The organism is Pseudomonas sp. Tn43 (assembly GCF_014192635.1).
GTDB lineage: Bacteria > Pseudomonadota > Gammaproteobacteria > Pseudomonadales > Pseudomonadaceae > Aquipseudomonas.
Map to the genome: position 1 here is coordinate 207589 of NZ_JACHYG010000007.1, position 16666 is coordinate 224254.

General features: G+C 58.2%; 18 protein-coding genes. 10 read left to right on the plus strand and 8 right to left on the minus strand.

The window, feature by feature from the left end; all coding sequences use genetic code 11:
• Positions 1-1182 (minus strand): aminotransferase class V-fold PLP-dependent enzyme, encoded by a 1182-nt coding sequence (locus FHW68_RS19290; protein WP_183682355.1) that lies wholly within the window; start codon positions 1180-1182, stop codon positions 1-3.
• Positions 1183-1208: 26 nt separating this feature from the next.
• Entirely contained in the window at positions 1209-1445 is a 237-nt protein-coding gene (locus FHW68_RS19295) for a DUF3820 family protein (protein ID WP_007949456.1), read from the minus strand.
• Positions 1446-1649: 204 nt separating this feature from the next.
• Here FHW68_RS19295 and FHW68_RS19300 point away from each other — a divergent pair, with 204 nt between their 5' ends.
• The 4 genes from FHW68_RS19300 to FHW68_RS19315 all read left to right on the plus strand — a co-directional run bounded on the left by FHW68_RS19300 (position 1650) and on the right by FHW68_RS19315 (position 5328).
• Positions 1650-2117: a PA2169 family four-helix-bundle protein gene (locus FHW68_RS19300; protein ID WP_095632138.1), complete on the plus strand. Its 468-nt coding sequence runs from the start codon at positions 1650-1652 to the stop codon at positions 2115-2117.
• A gap of 157 nt (positions 2118-2274) precedes the next feature.
• Positions 2275-4263, plus strand: coding sequence for an FUSC family protein (locus tag FHW68_RS19305; RefSeq protein WP_183682358.1), 1989 nt, complete (start codon positions 2275-2277; stop codon positions 4261-4263).
• Entirely contained in the window at positions 4250-4456 is a 207-nt protein-coding gene (locus FHW68_RS19310; protein ID WP_008069143.1) for a DUF1656 domain-containing protein, read from the plus strand. Before FHW68_RS19305 ends, FHW68_RS19310 begins: the two co-directional genes overlap by 14 nt.
• Before the next feature lie 11 nt (positions 4457-4467).
• The gene (locus FHW68_RS19315) at positions 4468-5328 is read left to right on the plus strand and encodes an HlyD family secretion protein (RefSeq protein ID WP_095632136.1); all 861 of its coding nucleotides are present in this window, start codon (positions 4468-4470) and stop codon (positions 5326-5328) included.
• 84 nt (positions 5329-5412) lie between these two features.
• Here FHW68_RS19315 and FHW68_RS19320 read toward each other — a convergent pair whose 3' ends face one another.
• Both FHW68_RS19320 and FHW68_RS19325 read right to left on the minus strand, forming a co-directional pair.
• Complete coding sequence (locus FHW68_RS19320) at positions 5413-5883, minus strand: MaoC family dehydratase (protein WP_007902410.1); 471 nt, start codon at positions 5881-5883, stop codon at positions 5413-5415.
• 42 nt (positions 5884-5925) lie between these two features.
• Positions 5926-6870, minus strand: coding sequence for an alpha/beta hydrolase (locus FHW68_RS19325; RefSeq protein ID WP_183682360.1), 945 nt, complete (start codon positions 6868-6870; stop codon positions 5926-5928).
• A 256-nt stretch (positions 6871-7126) separates the two neighbouring features.
• Between FHW68_RS19325 and fadD2 the strand changes: the two genes are divergently transcribed.
• On the plus strand, positions 7127-8815 hold the full coding sequence (gene fadD2 / locus FHW68_RS19330) for a long-chain-fatty-acid--CoA ligase FadD2 (protein WP_183682363.1): 1689 nt from the start codon (positions 7127-7129) through the stop codon (positions 8813-8815).
• A 382-nt stretch (positions 8816-9197) separates the two neighbouring features.
• Positions 9198-10898 carry a long-chain-fatty-acid--CoA ligase FadD1 gene (gene fadD1 / locus FHW68_RS19335; RefSeq protein WP_183682366.1) on the plus strand — a complete coding sequence of 567 codons (1701 nt, stop codon included), beginning with the start codon at positions 9198-9200 and terminating at the stop codon, positions 10896-10898.
• A gap of 196 nt (positions 10899-11094) precedes the next feature.
• On the opposite strand, the gene FHW68_RS19340 is transcribed toward fadD1, so the two are convergent.
• Complete coding sequence (locus FHW68_RS19340; protein WP_095632132.1) at positions 11095-11472, minus strand: hypothetical protein; 378 nt, start codon at positions 11470-11472, stop codon at positions 11095-11097.
• A gap of 191 nt (positions 11473-11663) precedes the next feature.
• Here FHW68_RS19340 and FHW68_RS19345 point away from each other — a divergent pair, with 191 nt between their 5' ends.
• From FHW68_RS19345 to def, 3 genes are all read left to right on the plus strand, one after another.
• Positions 11664-11855, plus strand: coding sequence for a CsbD family protein (locus FHW68_RS19345; protein WP_095632131.1), 192 nt, complete (start codon positions 11664-11666; stop codon positions 11853-11855).
• Positions 11856-12030: 175 nt separating this feature from the next.
• Positions 12031-12975 carry a YihY/virulence factor BrkB family protein gene (locus tag FHW68_RS19350; protein WP_183682369.1) on the plus strand — a complete coding sequence of 315 codons (945 nt, stop codon included), beginning with the start codon at positions 12031-12033 and terminating at the stop codon, positions 12973-12975.
• Positions 12972-13511 carry a peptide deformylase gene (gene def, locus FHW68_RS19355; protein WP_095632129.1) on the plus strand — a complete coding sequence of 180 codons (540 nt, stop codon included), beginning with the start codon at positions 12972-12974 and terminating at the stop codon, positions 13509-13511. The genes FHW68_RS19350 and def overlap by 4 nt, the downstream gene beginning before the upstream one ends.
• Positions 13512-13599: 88 nt before the next feature.
• On the opposite strand, the gene FHW68_RS19360 is transcribed toward def, so the two are convergent.
• The gene (locus FHW68_RS19360) at positions 13600-14013 is read right to left on the minus strand and encodes a GNAT family N-acetyltransferase (protein ID WP_183682372.1); all 414 of its coding nucleotides are present in this window, start codon (positions 14011-14013) and stop codon (positions 13600-13602) included.
• Between the two features lie 314 nt (positions 14014-14327).
• Positions 14328-14930, minus strand: coding sequence for a glutathione transferase GstA (gene gstA / locus FHW68_RS19365; RefSeq protein WP_183682375.1), 603 nt, complete (start codon positions 14928-14930; stop codon positions 14328-14330).
• Between the two features lie 99 nt (positions 14931-15029).
• Here gstA and FHW68_RS19370 point away from each other — a divergent pair, with 99 nt between their 5' ends.
• Positions 15030-15923 carry a LysR family transcriptional regulator gene (locus FHW68_RS19370; RefSeq protein ID WP_095632126.1) on the plus strand — a complete coding sequence of 298 codons (894 nt, stop codon included), beginning with the start codon at positions 15030-15032 and terminating at the stop codon, positions 15921-15923.
• Here the strand turns inward: FHW68_RS19370 and FHW68_RS19375 are convergent.
• Complete coding sequence (locus tag FHW68_RS19375; RefSeq protein WP_095632125.1) at positions 15896-16633, minus strand: NAD(P)-dependent oxidoreductase; 738 nt, start codon at positions 16631-16633, stop codon at positions 15896-15898. The genes FHW68_RS19370 and FHW68_RS19375 overlap by 28 nt on opposite strands.
• Positions 16634-16666: the final 33 nt, after the last annotated feature.

Below are 16666 nucleotides of genomic sequence, written 5' to 3' on the forward strand. Positions count from 1 at the left end.
TCAGCGCAACTCAGTCAGCGCCCGTGCCAGCCGATCCATGTCGGCTGCAGTGGTGGTGAGGCCCGGCGTAATGCGGATGCACGGGCCACACGCCGCACCGCTGCGCATCACGGTAAACAGGTTGTAGTCATTGAGCAGGCGCTCGACCAGCACCTGCTGATCGGCATGCCGGGTAAAGCGCATCGAGGTGATGGCGCAATACAGGCGCGGGTCATCCGGGGTCATGACTTCAATTTCCGGTAACCCCCGCACGGCATCGACCCACCGGTTACGCAGGTAATTGAGGCGCATGCCCTTGGCGACGGAACCGCCCATGGCGTGATGTTCTTCGAACACCAGCGGCAGGGTCAGCAGGGCCGGAATATTGGGCGTGCTGTAGGGCGTGCGGGCGCGAATGTCGGTGACCGGGAAATGCATCTCGCCCATGTCCGGGTCGATATCGGCCAGGCGCTCGGGGGCGATGTAAATGAAGCCCAGCGTCAGTGGCGCGCCGATCCATTTGTGCAGGTTATAACCAGCAAAAGCGATGCCCAGTTTCTCGAGATCGAACTCGATCTGACCAAGGGCATGGGCGCCGTCGAGGATCACATCGATCCCGTATTCCCTGGCGGCAGCGGCAATCGCCTGCACCGGCATGACCAGTCCGGTGCGATGGGTGACGTGGGTCAGCGCCATCAGCTTCAATCGCGGATAACGCACGAAAGCTTCGCGGTAAGTGCTGAGTAAACTGTCGAAACTGGCGGGGTGGCAGTGTTCGATCTCGATCACTTCCACGCCTCGATACCGGGCCAGCCAACGCATCGCGCCCTTGACCGTGTCGTACTCCAGATCGCTTATCAGCACCTGATCGCCCGGTGCCAGGCGATTATAGTTGCGAATCAGCGATTGCAGGCCATCCGAAGCGTTACGGGTGAAGGCAACGGCTTCGGCGGGGGCTCCGATCAGCTCGGCCAGCTGCGCACGAATCTTGACGCTTTCGCCCTGCTCGAAGCGCTGGCGCACATGCACCGAGTTGCCGCGGTTGATGAGTTCGATGTTGCGCTGATATTCCTCGACCACGGTGCGCGACATACGGCCGAAATAACCGTTTTCCAGGTTCAGGGGGCCGGGTTCAACCGCATAGCGGTCGGCAAAGGTCTGCCAAAAAGCTTCATCGCGGGTACGGCGGGTATTGTCGGGCATGAGCAACTCGGTGAGGGTAGGGCGGGTCAGTGGCGAGGCGCGGGTTTGCCGTGTTTGGCGCGCAGTGGCTCAAGCAGTTCCGACAAGCCGTTGTGGTCGATTTCCTGCATCAAAGCCAGCAAACCGCCCAGTTCACCGTGGGGGAAACCTTCGCGAGCGAACCAGTTCAGGTACTGGCCGGGCAGGTCAGCGATGATGCGGCCCTTGTATTTGCCAAAGGGCATTTCGCGGGTAATCAGCAGTTCGAGCTTTTCGGGATTCATCATCAGTCGTCTTGATTCAAGGCAGTCTGGAAAATACAGGCATTCTGCATGCAGGCCAAATGACAGATCATGCAAAAAAAGCGGATACAGATTCCTCGTTAAAACATAACTAATTGAAATGTAAGTAAAAAGTCATCAATTCAAAGCTGGCATGCAGGCTGCAACTCCTTATTGCATCTTTCATCAACCGCAAGGAATTGAAAAATGACCGACATTAATAAAGAAGCGATCTCTGTACTCAACGACCTGATTGAAACCTGTAAAGACGGTCAGGAAGGGTTCAAGACTTGCGCTGAAGACATCAAGCATCCAGAACTCAAAAACCTGTTCGTTCAGCGCTCCACCGATTGCGCTGCAGCGGCTGCCGAGTTGCAGGCCGCTGTGCGTTCCCTGGGCGGTGATCCGGAAACCTCCACCAGTGTCAGTGGCGACCTTCACCGTCGCTGGGTCGACGTCAAGGCGATGTTCACCGGCAAGGACGAAGAGGCGGTACTGAACGAAGCCGAACGCGGTGAAGACCATGCGCTGAATGTGTACAAGGACGCACTGGAAAAAATCAACAAACACAACCTGGTAAGTATTCGTGACATGGTCGAGCGTCAGTACCATGGCGTGCAACGCAACCATGACCAGGTGAAAGCCCTGCGTAACCAGGCTCGCGCACGTTCATAAGCGTTCGTTACCTGTCAAAAACGCCAGCCAGTCTGGCGTTTTTTTATGTTCGGGATTTAACACTGGACGGGATATAGATAGCTAGCTAATAATTTGTCATTCAAATTATCCCGTCTAACCCGGCTATCGTTAAACCGTCCTTTCAAGAGTGTCCTACGTGCCTATCACTTTGCAGGCCTTGTTCGCGCCTGACCGCCGCGCCTTGCAATTCGCGATCAAGACTTTGATCGGCGGCGGCCTGGCCCTGTGGCTGGCATTGCGCTGGGGGCTGGAGCAACCGTCATGGGCGGTGATGACGGCATTTATCGTCGCCCAACCCTTGTCTGGAATGGTGGTGCAAAAGGGTTTGGCGCGGCTGTTGGGTACGCTGGTCGGGACAATCATGTCGGTGGTGTTCATGGGGCTGTTCGCCCAGACGCCCTGGCTGTTTTTGCTGGCGTTGGCGTTGTGGCTCGGGCTGTGTACCGCGAGTTCAACCTTGCTGCGCAGTGCCTGGTCCTATTCCTTCGTGTTGGCCGGTTACACGGTGGCGATCATCGCATTGCCCGCCATTACCCATCCGCTGACTGTGTTCGATCAAGCCGTGGCTCGCTGCACGGAAATCTGCCTGGGCATTCTCTGCGCCACCGCTGCCAGTGCGTTGCTCTGGCCATTGCGGGTCGAACGGCAACTGGCCGGCCAAGCCCGGGCAGCCTGGCATAGCGGCATGAATGCCGCGCGCGCGACGTTGGCCGGCGACGCTCTGGCGCGTAAAGGCTTGCTGGAAATCCTTGGGAAAATCGTCGCGGTCGATGCCCAGCGCGAGCATGCCTGGTTCGAAGGCAGCCTCGGTCGGCAACGAGCGCGGGCCATCAGCGGTTTGAGTCAGAAGCTGTTGATGCTGTTGCGCATCGCCCGTTCGGTACGCCGCCAATGGAATCAATTGGAACTGCTCGAAGCCGAGCAGCTGATGCCATGGATGACCGAGGTCCAAGAAGCAATTGGGGCTTGTGATACCGCCCAGTTACAGGCCTTGCGTCCCAGATTGCTCGACGCCTCTCACGATGCGGGCATCAGTGCTGCGCAAAGTTACTGTCTGGCCCGTTTCACTTTGTTGCTCGATACCGCCATGGCAGCCTGTTCCGCATTGAAAGCGGTGCAAGAGGGGCGTGAAACGGTCGACCCGCCGAGAACCCTGACGCCGCATCGCGACCTGTCATTGGCACTGGTCTTTGGCGCGCGCAGTGCGCTGGCGTTTCTGGTGGTGGCGGGTTTCTGGCTGGCGACGGCATGGCCAGCGGCGTCGGGCGCTCTGGTGCTGACGTGTGTGGTATGCAGTCTGTTTGCCAGCCGCGAAAATGGGGCGCAAATCGGCATGAGCTTTCTGCGTGGCATTCTGCTGGCGATTCCATCGGCGTTTATCGTCGGGCAGATTCTACTGCCGCAATGGAGCGGGTTTGCGCTGCTGTGCATGGGCATGGGCGTGCCGCTGTTTCTCGGCGCGCTGGGCATGGCCAATCCGCAGATCGGCGCCACGGCCACGTCCTTCTGTCTGCACTTTATTGTGCTGGTTTCGCCGTTGAACAGGATGACGTTCGATGTCGCGAATTTCTTCAATAGCGCGCAGGCCATGCTGATCGGTGTCGGCGCTGCCGTATTGGCGTTTCGCTTGCTGATCCTGCGTAACCCGACATGGCATAGCCGACGCTTGCTGCAGGCGACCCTCGCCGATCTGGTGCGCCTCACCCGACGCAATCTGCGCGGTGCCGAAAGCTGGTTCGGCGGGCGCATGGCCGACCGTTTGCTACAACTGGCGCGGCATTATCCCGAGTTGCCGGAGCCGGCGCGCAGCCGCTGGGATGACGGCTTGCTCGGCCTGGACATCGGCGATGAATTGCTGCATTTGCGCTTGAGCCTGGCGGCCGCCCAGGTGCCGGTCGATGCGCCACAGCGGCGTTATCTCGAGCAACTGGAAAAAGTCCTCGGGCAAGGCCCGGCCGGCAGTCGCGCCGAGGCGCTGGCGCAACCCAGCGAAGCGTTACTGAAAACCTTGTACGCGTTGCCGCCCAGCGACGCGGTGAAACTCGCCCAGGGCGCAGTGCTGCAATTGCAAAGCAGCTGGCGTGCCTGGTGTCACCAACAGGAGCTAAGCCATGGGCTTGCGTGAGTGGTCGGTGGGCGGCGTGCTGCTCAGTCCGTTTCTGATTGATGTGTTGCTGGCGTTGCTGGTGACCGGAGCGTTGCGCATGGTATTGCGCCTGACCCCGGTCGGTCGCTGGATCTGGCACGAAGCATTGTTTGATTGCGCCCTGTACGTCTGTGTATTGACCTTGATCACCGTCGTCCTCGGGCCTTTATAAAGGAGTTGAATATGCGTACATCCGTACGTGTCGCGATCACCCTGAGCCTGACGGCCCTGGCCATTTTTGCCGGTTTCCATCTGTGGCAGTACTACATGTTGACGCCCTGGACGCGCGACGCGCGGATCCGCGCCGACGTCGTAGTCATCGCCCCCGACGTGTCTGGCTGGGTGCGGGAGCTCAAGGCTTTCGATAACCAGCAGGTCAAGGCTGGCGATGTGTTGCTGAGCATCGACCGCGATCGTTTCGAAGCCGCGCTGGAGAAGGCGCAAGCGGTGGTGCAGACCCGTCAGCAGCAACTCGGTTTGCGTGAACACGAAGCCAGCCGTCGTGCCAGTCTGGGGCCGCAGGCGATCAGCGCCGAACTGCGGGAGAACGCGCAAATCAATGCCGGCATCGCCCGGGCCGAACTGCGCGAAGCTCAGGCTGAAGCCAAAGTCGCGCAACTCAACCTGACCCGCAGCGAGGTGCATGCGCCGCGCAGCGGTCATGTCACCAACCTGCGTCTGGCCCAGGGTAATTACGTGAATGCCGGGCAACCAGTGATGGCGTTGATCGACGATTCGACCTTTTATGTGCAGGCGTATTTCGAAGAAACCAAACTGCCGCGAATTCGCGTCGGCGATCCGGTCAAGGTCTGGCTCATGAGCGCCGGGGAACCCTTGCAGGGGCACGTCGAAAGCATCAGTCGCGGGATTACCGACCGCAATACCACGCCCGATGGGCAGTTGCTGGCCGAGGTGGAACCGACATTTAACTGGGTGCGCCTGGCGCAACGGATTCCGGTGCGGATCAAGCTTGACACATTGCCTGAAGGGATCCGTTTGAGCGCGGGGATGACGGCGAGTGTGCAGGTGCAGGAGGGGCGGTAGGATCAAAAGATCGCAGCCTTCGGCAGCTCCTACAGAGATCGGCGTAGGAGCTGACGAAGGCTGCGATCATTTGGGGCTTGCAAATCAGCCGATGCTGATCGCCGGCAACGTCGGCAAGGTCACGGTCTGTTGCTTGCGCGGCGCCAGAATTTCCGCCTCGCCATCCACGACCAACTCATCGCGCTGGTTGAACACCCGAGTGGCAATACGTACACGAAACTTCGGCAGTTTCTCGAGAATTTCCAGGCGCACAGTCAGCGTGTCGCCAATTTTTACCGGCTTCTGAAAGCTCATCGTCTGACCGATATAAATCGTCCCCGGCCCAGGCAACTCGCAAGCCACCGCCGCGCTGATCAACGCGCCGCTGAACATGCCGTGGGCGATACGCTCCTTGAACATGCTGGCGGCAGCGAACTCAGCGTCCAGATGCACCGGGTTGTGGTCGCCGGACATCGCGGCGAACAACTGAATGTCGCGCTCTTCGACGGTCTTGCTGTAGCTGGCGGTCTGGCCAACTTCGAGGGCTTCGTAAGGCGTATTGGTAACCTGGGTCATCTGTCTCGATTCCTGTGACGAATTAAAAAATCCACAAAAAAACTATTCGGTCCTGGGTGGCCGGTGAGCGCTCAAGGCCTGGGCGATCCAGTTCAGCACATCGGCAGTCACTTGATCGCGATTGATTTCATTGAACAATTCATGCCGGGCCTGCGGGTAAACAGTCAGCTGCAGGTTCTGGCAGCCAGCATCGCGCAGGGCGTGGGCCAGATCTTTCAGACGTTTGCCTTCGCTCACCGGATCACATTCGCCACCGATCACCAGCAGTGGCAGGCCCGGATCGATCTGGGCGAGATTGGACGCTTTGCTGATTTGCTGCAAGCCGCCAAGCAAATCGATCCACAGTTGATTGGTGCAGCGAAAGCCGCAGAGCGGGTCATTGGCGTATTTGTCGACTTCAGCCGGGTCGCGGCTTAGCCAGTCGAATGGCGTGCGCACCGGTTTGAATTTCTTGTTGAATGAGCCGAACGACAGCCATTCGATCAGCGCACTGCGCCCTTTGGGCCCTTGGCGCAGGCGCTCGAGGCGAGCTATCTGTCGCGCTGCGCGATAGAGCATCACCGGCTGGAAGTTCGAACCACTGAGAATTGCCCCGTGCAGGCTGGCGCTGTGATGCAGCAAATAAGCCTGGGCGATGTAGCTGCCCATGCTGTGGCCGAGCAACACGATCGGCACGCCGGGATGCTGTTGGCCGATATGTTGGTTAAGGCTGGCCAGGTCACCGACCACTTTGCACCAGCCATCATCATCGGCGAAATGGCCCAAGGTGCCGTTTTCGGCAGTTTTGCCATGTCCACGCAGGTCTGGCGCATACACACCGTAATCCCGATCACAGCAGGCTTGCGCCAGACGGGCGTAGCGAGCGCTGTGTTCTGCCATGCCGTGGGCCAGCAGGATCACCGCCTTGAGCGGCGCGGCCGGCAGCCACTGATTGACGAAGAGGCGGCTGCGGTCACTCGCGGTCAGCCAGAAAGTGTCGTGGATCATGGCGATTCCTTTGCGTTGGGCTGCATGAAGCTGCCGGGTGAAAACAGCCTCGATGCATTGTATAGCGGATCCCGTCGCCTACCGTCTGATCAGGCCACGGCGGGGCAGCAAGATTCACGCGATCAATGACGACCGTGCGCATATTTGCCTGATTCGTTATAGCTGCTAGTGTCCGGAAAGCACCGTTTTTCGCTTTCTGTTTTTGAGAAAGCACAGAAAGCGGCCCCGGTAGGCTCAGGTAAAGAGGACAAGAACAATGCAACCTGATTTCTGGAATGACAAGCGCCCGGCCGGCGTGCCCCTGGATATTGACCTTGGGGCCTATAAGTCGGTGATCGAGGTGTTCGAGCGTTCCTGCAAGAAATTTGCCGACCGCCCGGCGTTCAGCAACATGGGCGTGACCCTGACCTACGCCGAACTGGAACGCTACAGCGCCGCGTTCGCCGGTTATCTGCAAGCCCACACCGACCTGGCGCCGGGCGATCGCATCGCGGTGCAGATGCCCAACATCCTGCATTACCCGATTGCCGTGTTCGGTGCCTTGCGCGCCGGGTTGATCGTGGTCAATACCAACCCGTTGTACACCGCGCGGGAGATGCGTCATCAGTTCAAGGACTCCGGTGCCCGGGCGCTGGTCTACCTGAACGTGTTCGGAGAGAAGGTCCAGCAAGTGCTGCCTGACACTGACATCCAGTATTTGATCGAAGCGAAGATGGGCGACCTGATGCCCACCGCCAAGGGCTGGCTGGTCAATACCCTGGTGAGCAAAGTCAAAAAGATGGTGCCGGCCTATTCATTGCCGCAGGCCATTTCCTTCAAGAGCGCGCTGCGTCTGGGTCGGGGCCTGGCCATCAAACCGCTGAAGGTCGGCCTCGACGACATCGCCGTGCTGCAATACACCGGCGGCACCACTGGCCTGGCCAAGGGGGCGATGCTGACCCACGGTAATCTGGTGGCGAACATGCAACAGGCGCGCGCCTGTCTTGGGCAATTCGGCGCTGACGGTCAGCCGCTGCTGCGCGAAGGCCAGGAAGTGATGATCGCGCCGCTGCCGCTGTACCACATCTATGCGTTCACGGCGAATTGCATGTGCATGATGGTGACCGGCAACCACAACGTGCTGATCACCAATCCACGGGACATCGGTAACTTCATCAAGGAATTGAAGAACTGGCGGTTTTCGGCGCTGCTGGGGCTCAACACACTGTTCGTGGCGCTGATGGACCATCCCGACTTCAAGACTCTGGATTTCTCCAGCCTCAAACTCACCAACTCCGGTGGTACCGCGCTGGTCAAGGCCACGGCCGAACGTTGGGAACAGCTCACCGGTTGCCGCATCACTGAAGGTTACGGCCTGACTGAAACCTCGCCGGTGGCCTGCACCAATCCCTACGGCGACAAGTCGCGCATCGGCACGGTTGGCCTGCCGGTACCGGGCACGACTTTGAAAGTGATCAACGATGAAGGCGTCGAGCAGCCGCTGGGCGAGCGCGGCGAACTGTGCATCAAAGGCCCGCAGATCATGAAGGGTTACTGGCAGAAACCCGAAGCCACCGCCGAAGTGCTGGACGCTGAAGGCTGGTTCAAGTCCGGTGACATTGCGGTAATCGATCCGGACGGTTTCGTTCGCATCGTCGATCGCAAGAAAGACATGATTATCGTCTCGGGTTTCAACGTGTACCCGAACGAAATCGAAGACGTGGTGATGGCTCACCCGAAAGTCGCCAATTGCGCGGTGATCGGCGTGCCGGACGAGCGTTCGGGGGAGGCAGTCAAATTGTTTGTGGTGGCCCGTGAATCAGGTATCAGCCTTGAAGAGCTGAAGGCCTACTGCAAGGAAAATTTCACGGCGTACAAAGTTCCCAAGCACATCGTCTTGCGAGAGTCGTTGCCAATGACGCCGGTGGGCAAGATTCTGCGGCGGGAATTGCGGGAGATCGCCTGATCGTTGAATGGCCGCGCTTCGCACATTCGCGGGCAAGCCTCGCTCCTACAGGTTCAGTGTCGTCACATAGCGGTGAACGACGCAAACCCTGTAGGAGCGAGGCTTGCCCGCGAAGCTTTCAAGAGGTTGAAGCCCCGATTTCAAAGGCTTCCAAGGATCTATAGAATTTTTGCTCTAAAAGTGACTATTGATTAGTCAAGAGTCAAAAATGTGACTGTAGAGGCCGTTTTTGGCTCTAGTCGGCCTTTGGCAAAGCTGCTACTCTCGGCGCGCTTTGTGACTTCTCGGCCTTGTTAAAAGCCAGACTCACCAATAATCAAACACCAATAATAATCGCATCAAATGCGGTATTTGAATTCGCGTTGCTGAGGAGTGGGCTTCCATGATCGAAGACTTTTGGAAGGATAAGTACCCAGCTGGAATTGCTGCCGAGATCAATCCAGACGAGTATCCGAATATTCAGGCAGTGTTAAAGCAGTCCTGCCAACGCTTCGCTGAAAAACCGGCATTCAGCAACCTGGGCAAGACAATCACCTACGGTGAGCTGTATGAATTGTCCGGTGCCTTTGCCGCTTACCTGCAACAGCATACCGATTTGCAACCGGGCGATCGAATCGCCGTGCAACTGCCCAATCTGCTGCAGTACCCGATCGCCGTTTTCGGCGCCATCCGCGCCGGGCTGATCGTGGTCAATACCAACCCGTTGTACACCGCGCGGGAAATGGAACACCAATTCAACGATTCCGGTGCCAAAGCCCTGGTCTGCCTGGCCAACATGGCGCATCTGGCCGAGACCGTCGTGCCGAAAACCGGCGTCAAGCATGTGATCGTCACTGAAGTGGCCGACCTGCTGCCGCCACTCAAGCGCTTGCTGGTCAACAGCGTCATCAAGTACGTGAAGAAGATGGTCCCGGCGTATCACTTGCCCAAGGCCATCAAATTCAATGATGTGCTGAGCAAGGGCCACGGCCAGCCAGTGGCTGAAGCCAACCCGGCCAGCGGCGACGTTGCCGTGCTGCAATACACCGGCGGCACCACGGGCGTGGCCAAGGGCGCGATGCTGACCCACCGCAATCTGGTGGCAAACATGCTGCAGTGCAAAGCGCTGATGGGTTCCAACCTCAATGAAGGTTGCGAGATCCTGATCACTCCGCTGCCGCTGTACCACATCTATGCGTTCACCTTTCATTGCATGGCAATGATGCTGATCGGCAACCACAACATCCTGATCAGCAACCCGCGGGACCTGACGGCGATGGTCAAGGAACTGTCGAAGTGGAAGTTCAGCGGTTTCGTCGGCCTGAACACGCTGTTCGTCGCGCTGTGCAACAACGAAGCGTTCCGCAAGCTGGATTTCTCCAGCCTGAAAATCACTCTGTCCGGCGGCATGGCCTTGCAACTGGCCGCGGCCGAACGCTGGAAAGCCGTTACCGGTTGCCCGATCTGCGAAGGTTACGGCATGACCGAAACCAGCCCGGTGGCCACGGTGAACCCGAGCCAGAACATCCAGATCGGCACCATCGGTATTCCGGTGCCCTCGACGCTGTGCAAAATCATCGACGATGCCGGTGTTGAGCAGCCGCTGGGCGCCATCGGTGAACTGTGTGTGAAAGGTCCGCAAGTCATGAAGGGCTACTGGCAGCGTCAGGACGCCACCGATGAAATACTCGACAGCGAAGGCTGGTTGAAGACCGGTGACATCGCGCTGATCCAGCCCGACGGTTACATGCGCATTGTCGATCGCAAGAAAGACATGATCCTGGTCTCCGGTTTCAATGTGTATCCCAATGAGCTTGAAGATGTGCTGGCGACTCTGCCGGGCGTGCTGCAATGCGCAGCCATTGGTGTGCCGGACGAGAAGTCGGGCGAGGCGATCAAGATCTTTATCGTCGCCAAACCGGGTGTGACCCTGACCAAGGATCAGGTGATGGAGCACATGCGCGCCAACGTCACCGGCTACAAAGTGCCGAAAGCCGTGGAGTTCCGCGATGCGCTGCCGACCACCAACGTCGGCAAGATCCTGCGCCGCGAATTGCGCGATGAAGAGCTGAAGAAGCTCGGCATGAAGAAAGTGAGCGCCTAACCAACAAAAAGCCCCGCAGATGCGGGGCTTTTTGTTTGAAGCGGTATCAAGAACGCTTTTGTGGCGAGGGGGCTTGCCCCCGTTCGATTGCGAAGCAGTCGTAAATCCGGCAAACGCGCTATGCCGGATGGAGCACTGTTGCAGGTTTTGGGGCCGCTTCGCAGCCCAACGGGGGCAAGCCCCCTCGCCACAGGGATTACTGGCGGAACTGCGCGAAATTGACGTTGGTGCCGGCCGGGCGCATGTCCTGCAGGTAGGAATCCTTGTCGGCGCTCAGTTCCAGGCTCAGGGCTGCCTTGCGCTTGCCTTGGTTGCGCACCACCAGGCCTTCGAGTTTCTCGCGCAGGAACACCGTTGGCACTTTAAGGTGCAGCAGTTCGTCGGTATCCGGGGTATGCATCAGCAAGTGAATCCATTCGTACTGACCAACGGCAAGGCGCGCGACCGGAATATCGAACCAGAAGATATTGCGGTTGCGGTTCAGTTCGGCGAAATGGCAGTTGTTGACGCCAAGCACAGCACCGCCGAGTTCCTGGTTTCTGCGGGCAATGGCCTGCTTTTTATCGAGTTTCATAACCTTCCTACGGGATTGGATCTTCAGCGCCATGGCCTGAATACGTTGCGCATTCTCGGGGCAAAGGCTGCAAACATAAAGCCTAACCTGCGAAATGTCCGGTTAATAAAAAAATGAAACTCCGCGCAAAGCCCTCCGGTCAATCCTTGTGTAACCACTTTCCCCATTGAAATGTTCACCGGAGAAATACCATGGGCAGCACGGGCGATAAAGTTAAAGGCATGGCAAACGAAGCGGCCGGCAACGTCAAGCAAGGCGTCGGCAAGGCCACCGGTAATGAAAGGCTGCGCACTGAAGGCGTGGCGCAGGAGAAGAAGGGCGAAGCCCAGCAAAAGGTCGGCAAAGCCAAGGATGCCATTAAAAAAGGCGTCGACAAGGCTTGATTCGGCCTTTGAGGAAGTGCAAGAAAGCGGCCATCCCACGGATGGCCGTTTTTGTATTGGATAGACGCGATATACCCTGAGATTGTTTCAAAGTCGCCAAGTAGGCTACTTTGTTGTAGAAAACGGCCCCTGAGTCGCCACGACTTCAACCTTTTTGCGGCGAAAGGAGACGCTAATGTTTTTTCCAACCATGAAAGGTTTGCCCTTGCATCGGGTCATGGTGCGCACGGTCACCGAGTTCATCGCCGATGAAATGTCGACTTATGCCTCGGCGCTGGCCTATCAAATGCTGTTCTCGCTGTTTCCTTTCATTCTGTTTCTGATCGCCCTGATCGGTTTTCTGCACTTGCCGGACTTCTTTTCCTGGCTGCGCCTGCAATCGGAGCTGGTTCTGCCGCCCCAGGCGCTGGAGCAAGTGAACCCGGTGATCGACCAGCTTCAGCAGTCCAAGGGGGGATTGCTCTCGGTCGGTATCGTCATCGCCCTGTGGACCGCGTCCGCCGGTGTTCGGTTGATGATGAGCGCGATGAATGCCGCATATGACGTGGTCGAAGGCCGCCCGGCCTGGAAACGTTTCCCGCTGTCGATTTTCTACACCATCGGCATCGCCGGCATGTTGCTGATCGCCGCCGCGCTGATGGTGCTCGGGCCACAGGTGATGGGCTGGATTGCCGCGCAGGTAGGCCTCGAAGATTTTATCGTGACCGTCTGGACCATCGTCCGCTGGCCGGTGATCGTGGTTCTGTTGATGATGGCGGTGGCGCTGATTTACTACGTCATGCCCGACGTCAAACAAGAGTTTCGCTTCATTACCCCGGGCGCGGTGTTGTCTGTGGTGGTCTGGATCATCGCTTCGCTGGGCTTCGGTTTCTACGTCAAAACGTTCGCCAACTACAATGCCATGTATGGCAGTATCGGCGCGATCATCGTGTTGCTGTTGTACTTCTATATTTCCTCAGCGGTGCTGTTGCTCGGCGCGGAAATGAACGCAGTCATCGAACATATGTCATCCGAAGGCAAGAAACCTGGCGACAAGGTGCCCGAAGAACCCAAACACCACGTTTCGGGATTGGGACGTGACCACTCAATCAAGCCGACCACTGACGAAGCCCTGAAATGATCCGTGAAATTTTGAAAATGGGCGATGAACGCCTGCTGCGCATTGCTCCACCGGTGCCGACAGACATGTTCGACAGCCCTGAGTTGTGGCAGTTGATCGATGACATGTTCCAGACCATGGAAAGCGTCGGCGGGGTTGGCCTGGCCGCGCCGCAGATCGGTGTCGACCTGCAACTGGTGATCTTTGGTTTCGAACACAGCGAACGCTATCCGGACGCCGAAGCGGTGCCGCAGACGATTCTGATCAATCCACTGATCACGCCATTGAGCCCGATCCTTGAAGAGGGGTTCGAAGGCTGCCTGTCGGTGCCGGGCTTGCGCGGTGCGGTAAATCGTTATCAGCAGATTCGTTATGAAGGCTTCGATCCCAAGGGCGAGCCGATCGTGCGCGTTGCCTCGGGATTTCATGCGCGGGTGGTGCAGCATGAATGCGATCACTTGATCGGCCGGCTGTACCCGTCGCGCATCAGTGATTTCAGCAAATTCGGGTTTACCGAAGTGATGTTCCCGGATCTCGATCCTGCAGCGGACGATTAAATCGCTAAAAGATCGCAGCCTTCGGCAGCTCCTACGGGTGTACACAAAACCCTGTAGGAGCTGCCGAAGGCTGCGATCTTTTGATCTTCTAACCTGGTTCCAAACCCATCGCAATCATCGGTTTGCTGCGCGCATAACGACTCAACCGTTCAGCCATGGCATAGGGCAGCGGCGGGTCGAAGGTAAAACCGCGACGCTCATAAAAGCCACGCAGATCCGGATGGCAGAACAACCAGACGGGTTCTTCGAGGTGCTTGATGGCGTGGGCGATCAACGTCGCGGCGATCCCTTGCTCGCGACAGCGCGGGTCGACGAACAGCCCGGTCAGCCAATGCCCACCGGCCACGGGTCGCAAGCAGAGCGCCGCAATGATCTCATCGCGTTTCGCGACCCACAGCCGAGCGTCGCGGACTGCTTTCATCGACGATTGGTGGGCGCGATAAAACTTGTTCATCAACGGCCATAACGGCTCGTCGAGCAAGGTGTACCGGGTGTTGGGCATGGGCCTGGACTGTCTGTGCGCAAAGCGGGTGATTATAAAAGAACGCGGGCACCGCGATAGGTGTATACCTGATCTCACGTCCCGTATGAGTGGAGTATGTGTCATGGCCAAAGGCATGGATTCAAAGAAAGCGGCAAAGAAGAAACCGGCGAAAACCGCCGATGAAAAACGTGCGGACAAGAAGGCCAAGAAGGTGGGCGTGTTCGGCCACTGATCCCGCGTCAAAGGAGCCCGGGTTCTCGGGCTCCTGCTGCAGGTTTGACGCAATACCCCGGAAATCTGCAAAGCGAGTTACTCGCGGATGATTTAACCCCTCACGCCCATTGCGCAGCCGACGCGGCTTTCACGGCTGGCCGCACATCAACCCTCGCCTGAAACCGCGCCAACGCAGGCCACTGATTCAGATCGATGTCAAACCCCTGAGTCCAGCGCAACACCGTAAACAGATACGCATCAGCGATGCCGAATCCACCGGCCATCAAGTAATCCTGGCGCTCCAGCGTTTTGCTCAACACGGCGAAGCGCTTGAACAGCTTCTCCTTGATGAGCGCCTTCACCTCATCCGGAAACTGCGAATTGAACAGCCAACCCAGCCCGCCATGAATCTCGGTCGAAACGAAATTCAGCCATTCCTGCAAACGCACCCGCTCGAACGTCCCGTTCGCCGGTGCCAGGTTCGCCTCGGGTCGCAGATCTGCCAGGTACTGCAGGATCGCCGGGCCTTCGGTCAGCACATCACCGTTATCCAGCTGCAAGGCCGCCACGTAACCCTTTGGGTTAATGGCCAGAAAGTCCTCGCCAGTGATGGTTTGTTTGGTGCTGTTGTCGACGCGGACCAACTCGAACGGCAAATCCAGTTCGAGCAGCACAATGTGCGGCGCCAATGAGCAGGCTTGCGGGGCGTAATACAACTTCATGGGCAGGACTCTGGTTGCGGATTTGCGCCAGTGTCATAGTGCGCGGCCTGCTCGGTAAAATTAATCTTTCAGAAAACTGCCATTAGGAAAGCTACTGCCATGATGAATCTGATGCATTGGCGAATGGTGGTGGCGGTGGCCGATACCGGCAACATCACCCGGGCCGCCGAGCGGGTTGGAATGACCCAGTCCGGTGCCAGTCAGGCGTTGGCCTTGATTGAAGAAACCCTGGGCGTTCAGCTGTTCAGCCGGGAAAACCGTCAAACCTTGCCGACCGCCATCGGTTTGCCTGTAATCGAACAGGCGCGAACCATGCTCGGCGCCCTCGAGAATATTCGCAGCACCGTCGACGCCACTAAGGATATCCAGCGCGGGACAATTCGCCTGGCCAGTTTTCCGTTGGTGCTGGCGACTTTTCTGCCGCCACTGCTGCGCCAATTCAATCGGCTGTATCCCGGCATTCAAGTAGTGGCGTTGGAGGTCAGCGACGATGAAGTGGAAACGTTGCTCAGTGACGGGCTGGTGGATGTCGGCGTGGTGTTGAACCCTGCGCCTGTGCGTAATGCCGGTCGTCTGGGGCGTGATGCCTGGGTGGCGGTGCTGCCCGGTGGCCACCCCTTGGCGCGCCGCTCGAATGAAGAGGGCGTTTCATTGGCGGAACTGGCGGAGCAACCCTTTGTACTCGCCACGGGCGGTTGCTCGACCAATGCCCGCAGCCTGGCCGCCGACGCCGGGCTGCAGCTGCTGGATGTACGGGCAGAAGTGCGGGAGTGGAGTAGTGCGTTCACCCTGGTGCGAGAGAACATCGGCGTTACGCTTGTGCCGGAAATGACCCTGCCGACCCATCGCCAAGGATTGCGCATAGTGCCGGTGACGCCGCGTATCGATCGCGAGTTTGCCTTGGTAGTCGCGCCCGACAAGGAACCTTCGGCGGCGGTGCGGGCGTTGTTGGGGATGCTTGCAGATCACCCGATGGGAATGTCGAACTCCTGAAACGCATCATCCAACGGCCTATAACCCAACACCCGGGTAGTTTCACTGAGGTCCAGGCGTTTGAAACGGTTATTGGAAATACCGTGGGCGATCAGGTGTTGCACACCTTTGACCTCTACCGACAGTTGCAGTAACTGCACCGCATCACGAGGGCTGAGCCATGCGCTCAGGTCACGAGCGTTGGTCAATTCGTGACGGTCCGCAAACTCGAAAGCGCCGATGCGTATGGCGATGCTCGATAGGTTGTGTTTGGCAGCGTAGAACGCACACAAGGCTTCGCCATAACACTTGCTGACGCCATACAGATTGGCCGGCATCACCTGCATGCCCGGTGTGATCTGCCGGTCCACCGGATAACCCTCGATGGTCTGCGCGCTGCTGGCGAACACCAACCGTTTACAACCCGCCGCCACGGCGGCTTCGAACAGGTAAGTGGTGGCCAGAATATTGTTGGGCAGTAACTCATCGAAAGAGGCGGTGGCGTGAGGGATGCCAGCCAGATGCACGATGACGTCGATGTCCTTCAGCACTTCGCTTATGGCGGTGAGGTCGGACAGGTCCTGGCGTACAAAGCGATGCGGTGCATCGACATTGAAGTCGGGTTCGATTCGATCCGTCAGCACGAAGGTGTAGCGGTCCTGCGAAGCTTCGAAAAAGGTTCTGCCGATTCTGCCGCAGGCGCCAGTCAGCAGTACGTTGAGTCCGTTCATGGGGTTCTCTTTTTATGGAAGGGCAGAGGGGGC

What these genes read in the sequence shown, in the direction of transcription:
- FHW68_RS19290 (WP_183682355.1), bottom strand. Translation starts at nt 1,182, where the DNA reads ATGCCCGACAATACCCGCCGTACCCGCGATGAAGCTTTTTGGCAGACC.
- FHW68_RS19295 (WP_007949456.1), bottom strand. Translation starts at nt 1,445, where the DNA reads ATGAATCCCGAAAAGCTCGAACTGCTGATTACCCGCGAAATGCCCTTT.
- FHW68_RS19300 (WP_095632138.1), top strand. Translation starts at nt 1,650, where the DNA reads ATGACCGACATTAATAAAGAAGCGATCTCTGTACTCAACGACCTGATT.
- FHW68_RS19310 (WP_008069143.1), top strand. Translation starts at nt 4,250, where the DNA reads ATGGGCTTGCGTGAGTGGTCGGTGGGCGGCGTGCTGCTCAGTCCGTTT.
- FHW68_RS19315 (WP_095632136.1), top strand. Translation starts at nt 4,468, where the DNA reads ATGCGTACATCCGTACGTGTCGCGATCACCCTGAGCCTGACGGCCCTG.
- FHW68_RS19320 (WP_007902410.1), bottom strand. Translation starts at nt 5,883, where the DNA reads ATGACCCAGGTTACCAATACGCCTTACGAAGCCCTCGAAGTTGGCCAG.
- FHW68_RS19325 (WP_183682360.1), bottom strand. Translation starts at nt 6,870, where the DNA reads ATGATCCACGACACTTTCTGGCTGACCGCGAGTGACCGCAGCCGCCTC.
- fadD2 (WP_183682363.1), top strand. Translation starts at nt 7,127, where the DNA reads ATGCAACCTGATTTCTGGAATGACAAGCGCCCGGCCGGCGTGCCCCTG.
- fadD1 (WP_183682366.1), top strand. Translation starts at nt 9,198, where the DNA reads ATGATCGAAGACTTTTGGAAGGATAAGTACCCAGCTGGAATTGCTGCC.
- FHW68_RS19340 (WP_095632132.1), bottom strand. Translation starts at nt 11,472, where the DNA reads ATGAAACTCGATAAAAAGCAGGCCATTGCCCGCAGAAACCAGGAACTC.
- FHW68_RS19345 (WP_095632131.1), top strand. Translation starts at nt 11,664, where the DNA reads ATGGGCAGCACGGGCGATAAAGTTAAAGGCATGGCAAACGAAGCGGCC.
- FHW68_RS19350 (WP_183682369.1), top strand. Translation starts at nt 12,031, where the DNA reads ATGTTTTTTCCAACCATGAAAGGTTTGCCCTTGCATCGGGTCATGGTG.
- def (WP_095632129.1), top strand. Translation starts at nt 12,972, where the DNA reads ATGATCCGTGAAATTTTGAAAATGGGCGATGAACGCCTGCTGCGCATT.
- FHW68_RS19360 (WP_183682372.1), bottom strand. Translation starts at nt 14,013, where the DNA reads ATGCCCAACACCCGGTACACCTTGCTCGACGAGCCGTTATGGCCGTTG.
- gstA (WP_183682375.1), bottom strand. Translation starts at nt 14,930, where the DNA reads ATGAAGTTGTATTACGCCCCGCAAGCCTGCTCATTGGCGCCGCACATT.
- FHW68_RS19370 (WP_095632126.1), top strand. Translation starts at nt 15,030, where the DNA reads ATGATGAATCTGATGCATTGGCGAATGGTGGTGGCGGTGGCCGATACC.
- FHW68_RS19375 (WP_095632125.1), bottom strand. Translation starts at nt 16,633, where the DNA reads ATGAACGGACTCAACGTACTGCTGACTGGCGCCTGCGGCAGAATCGGC.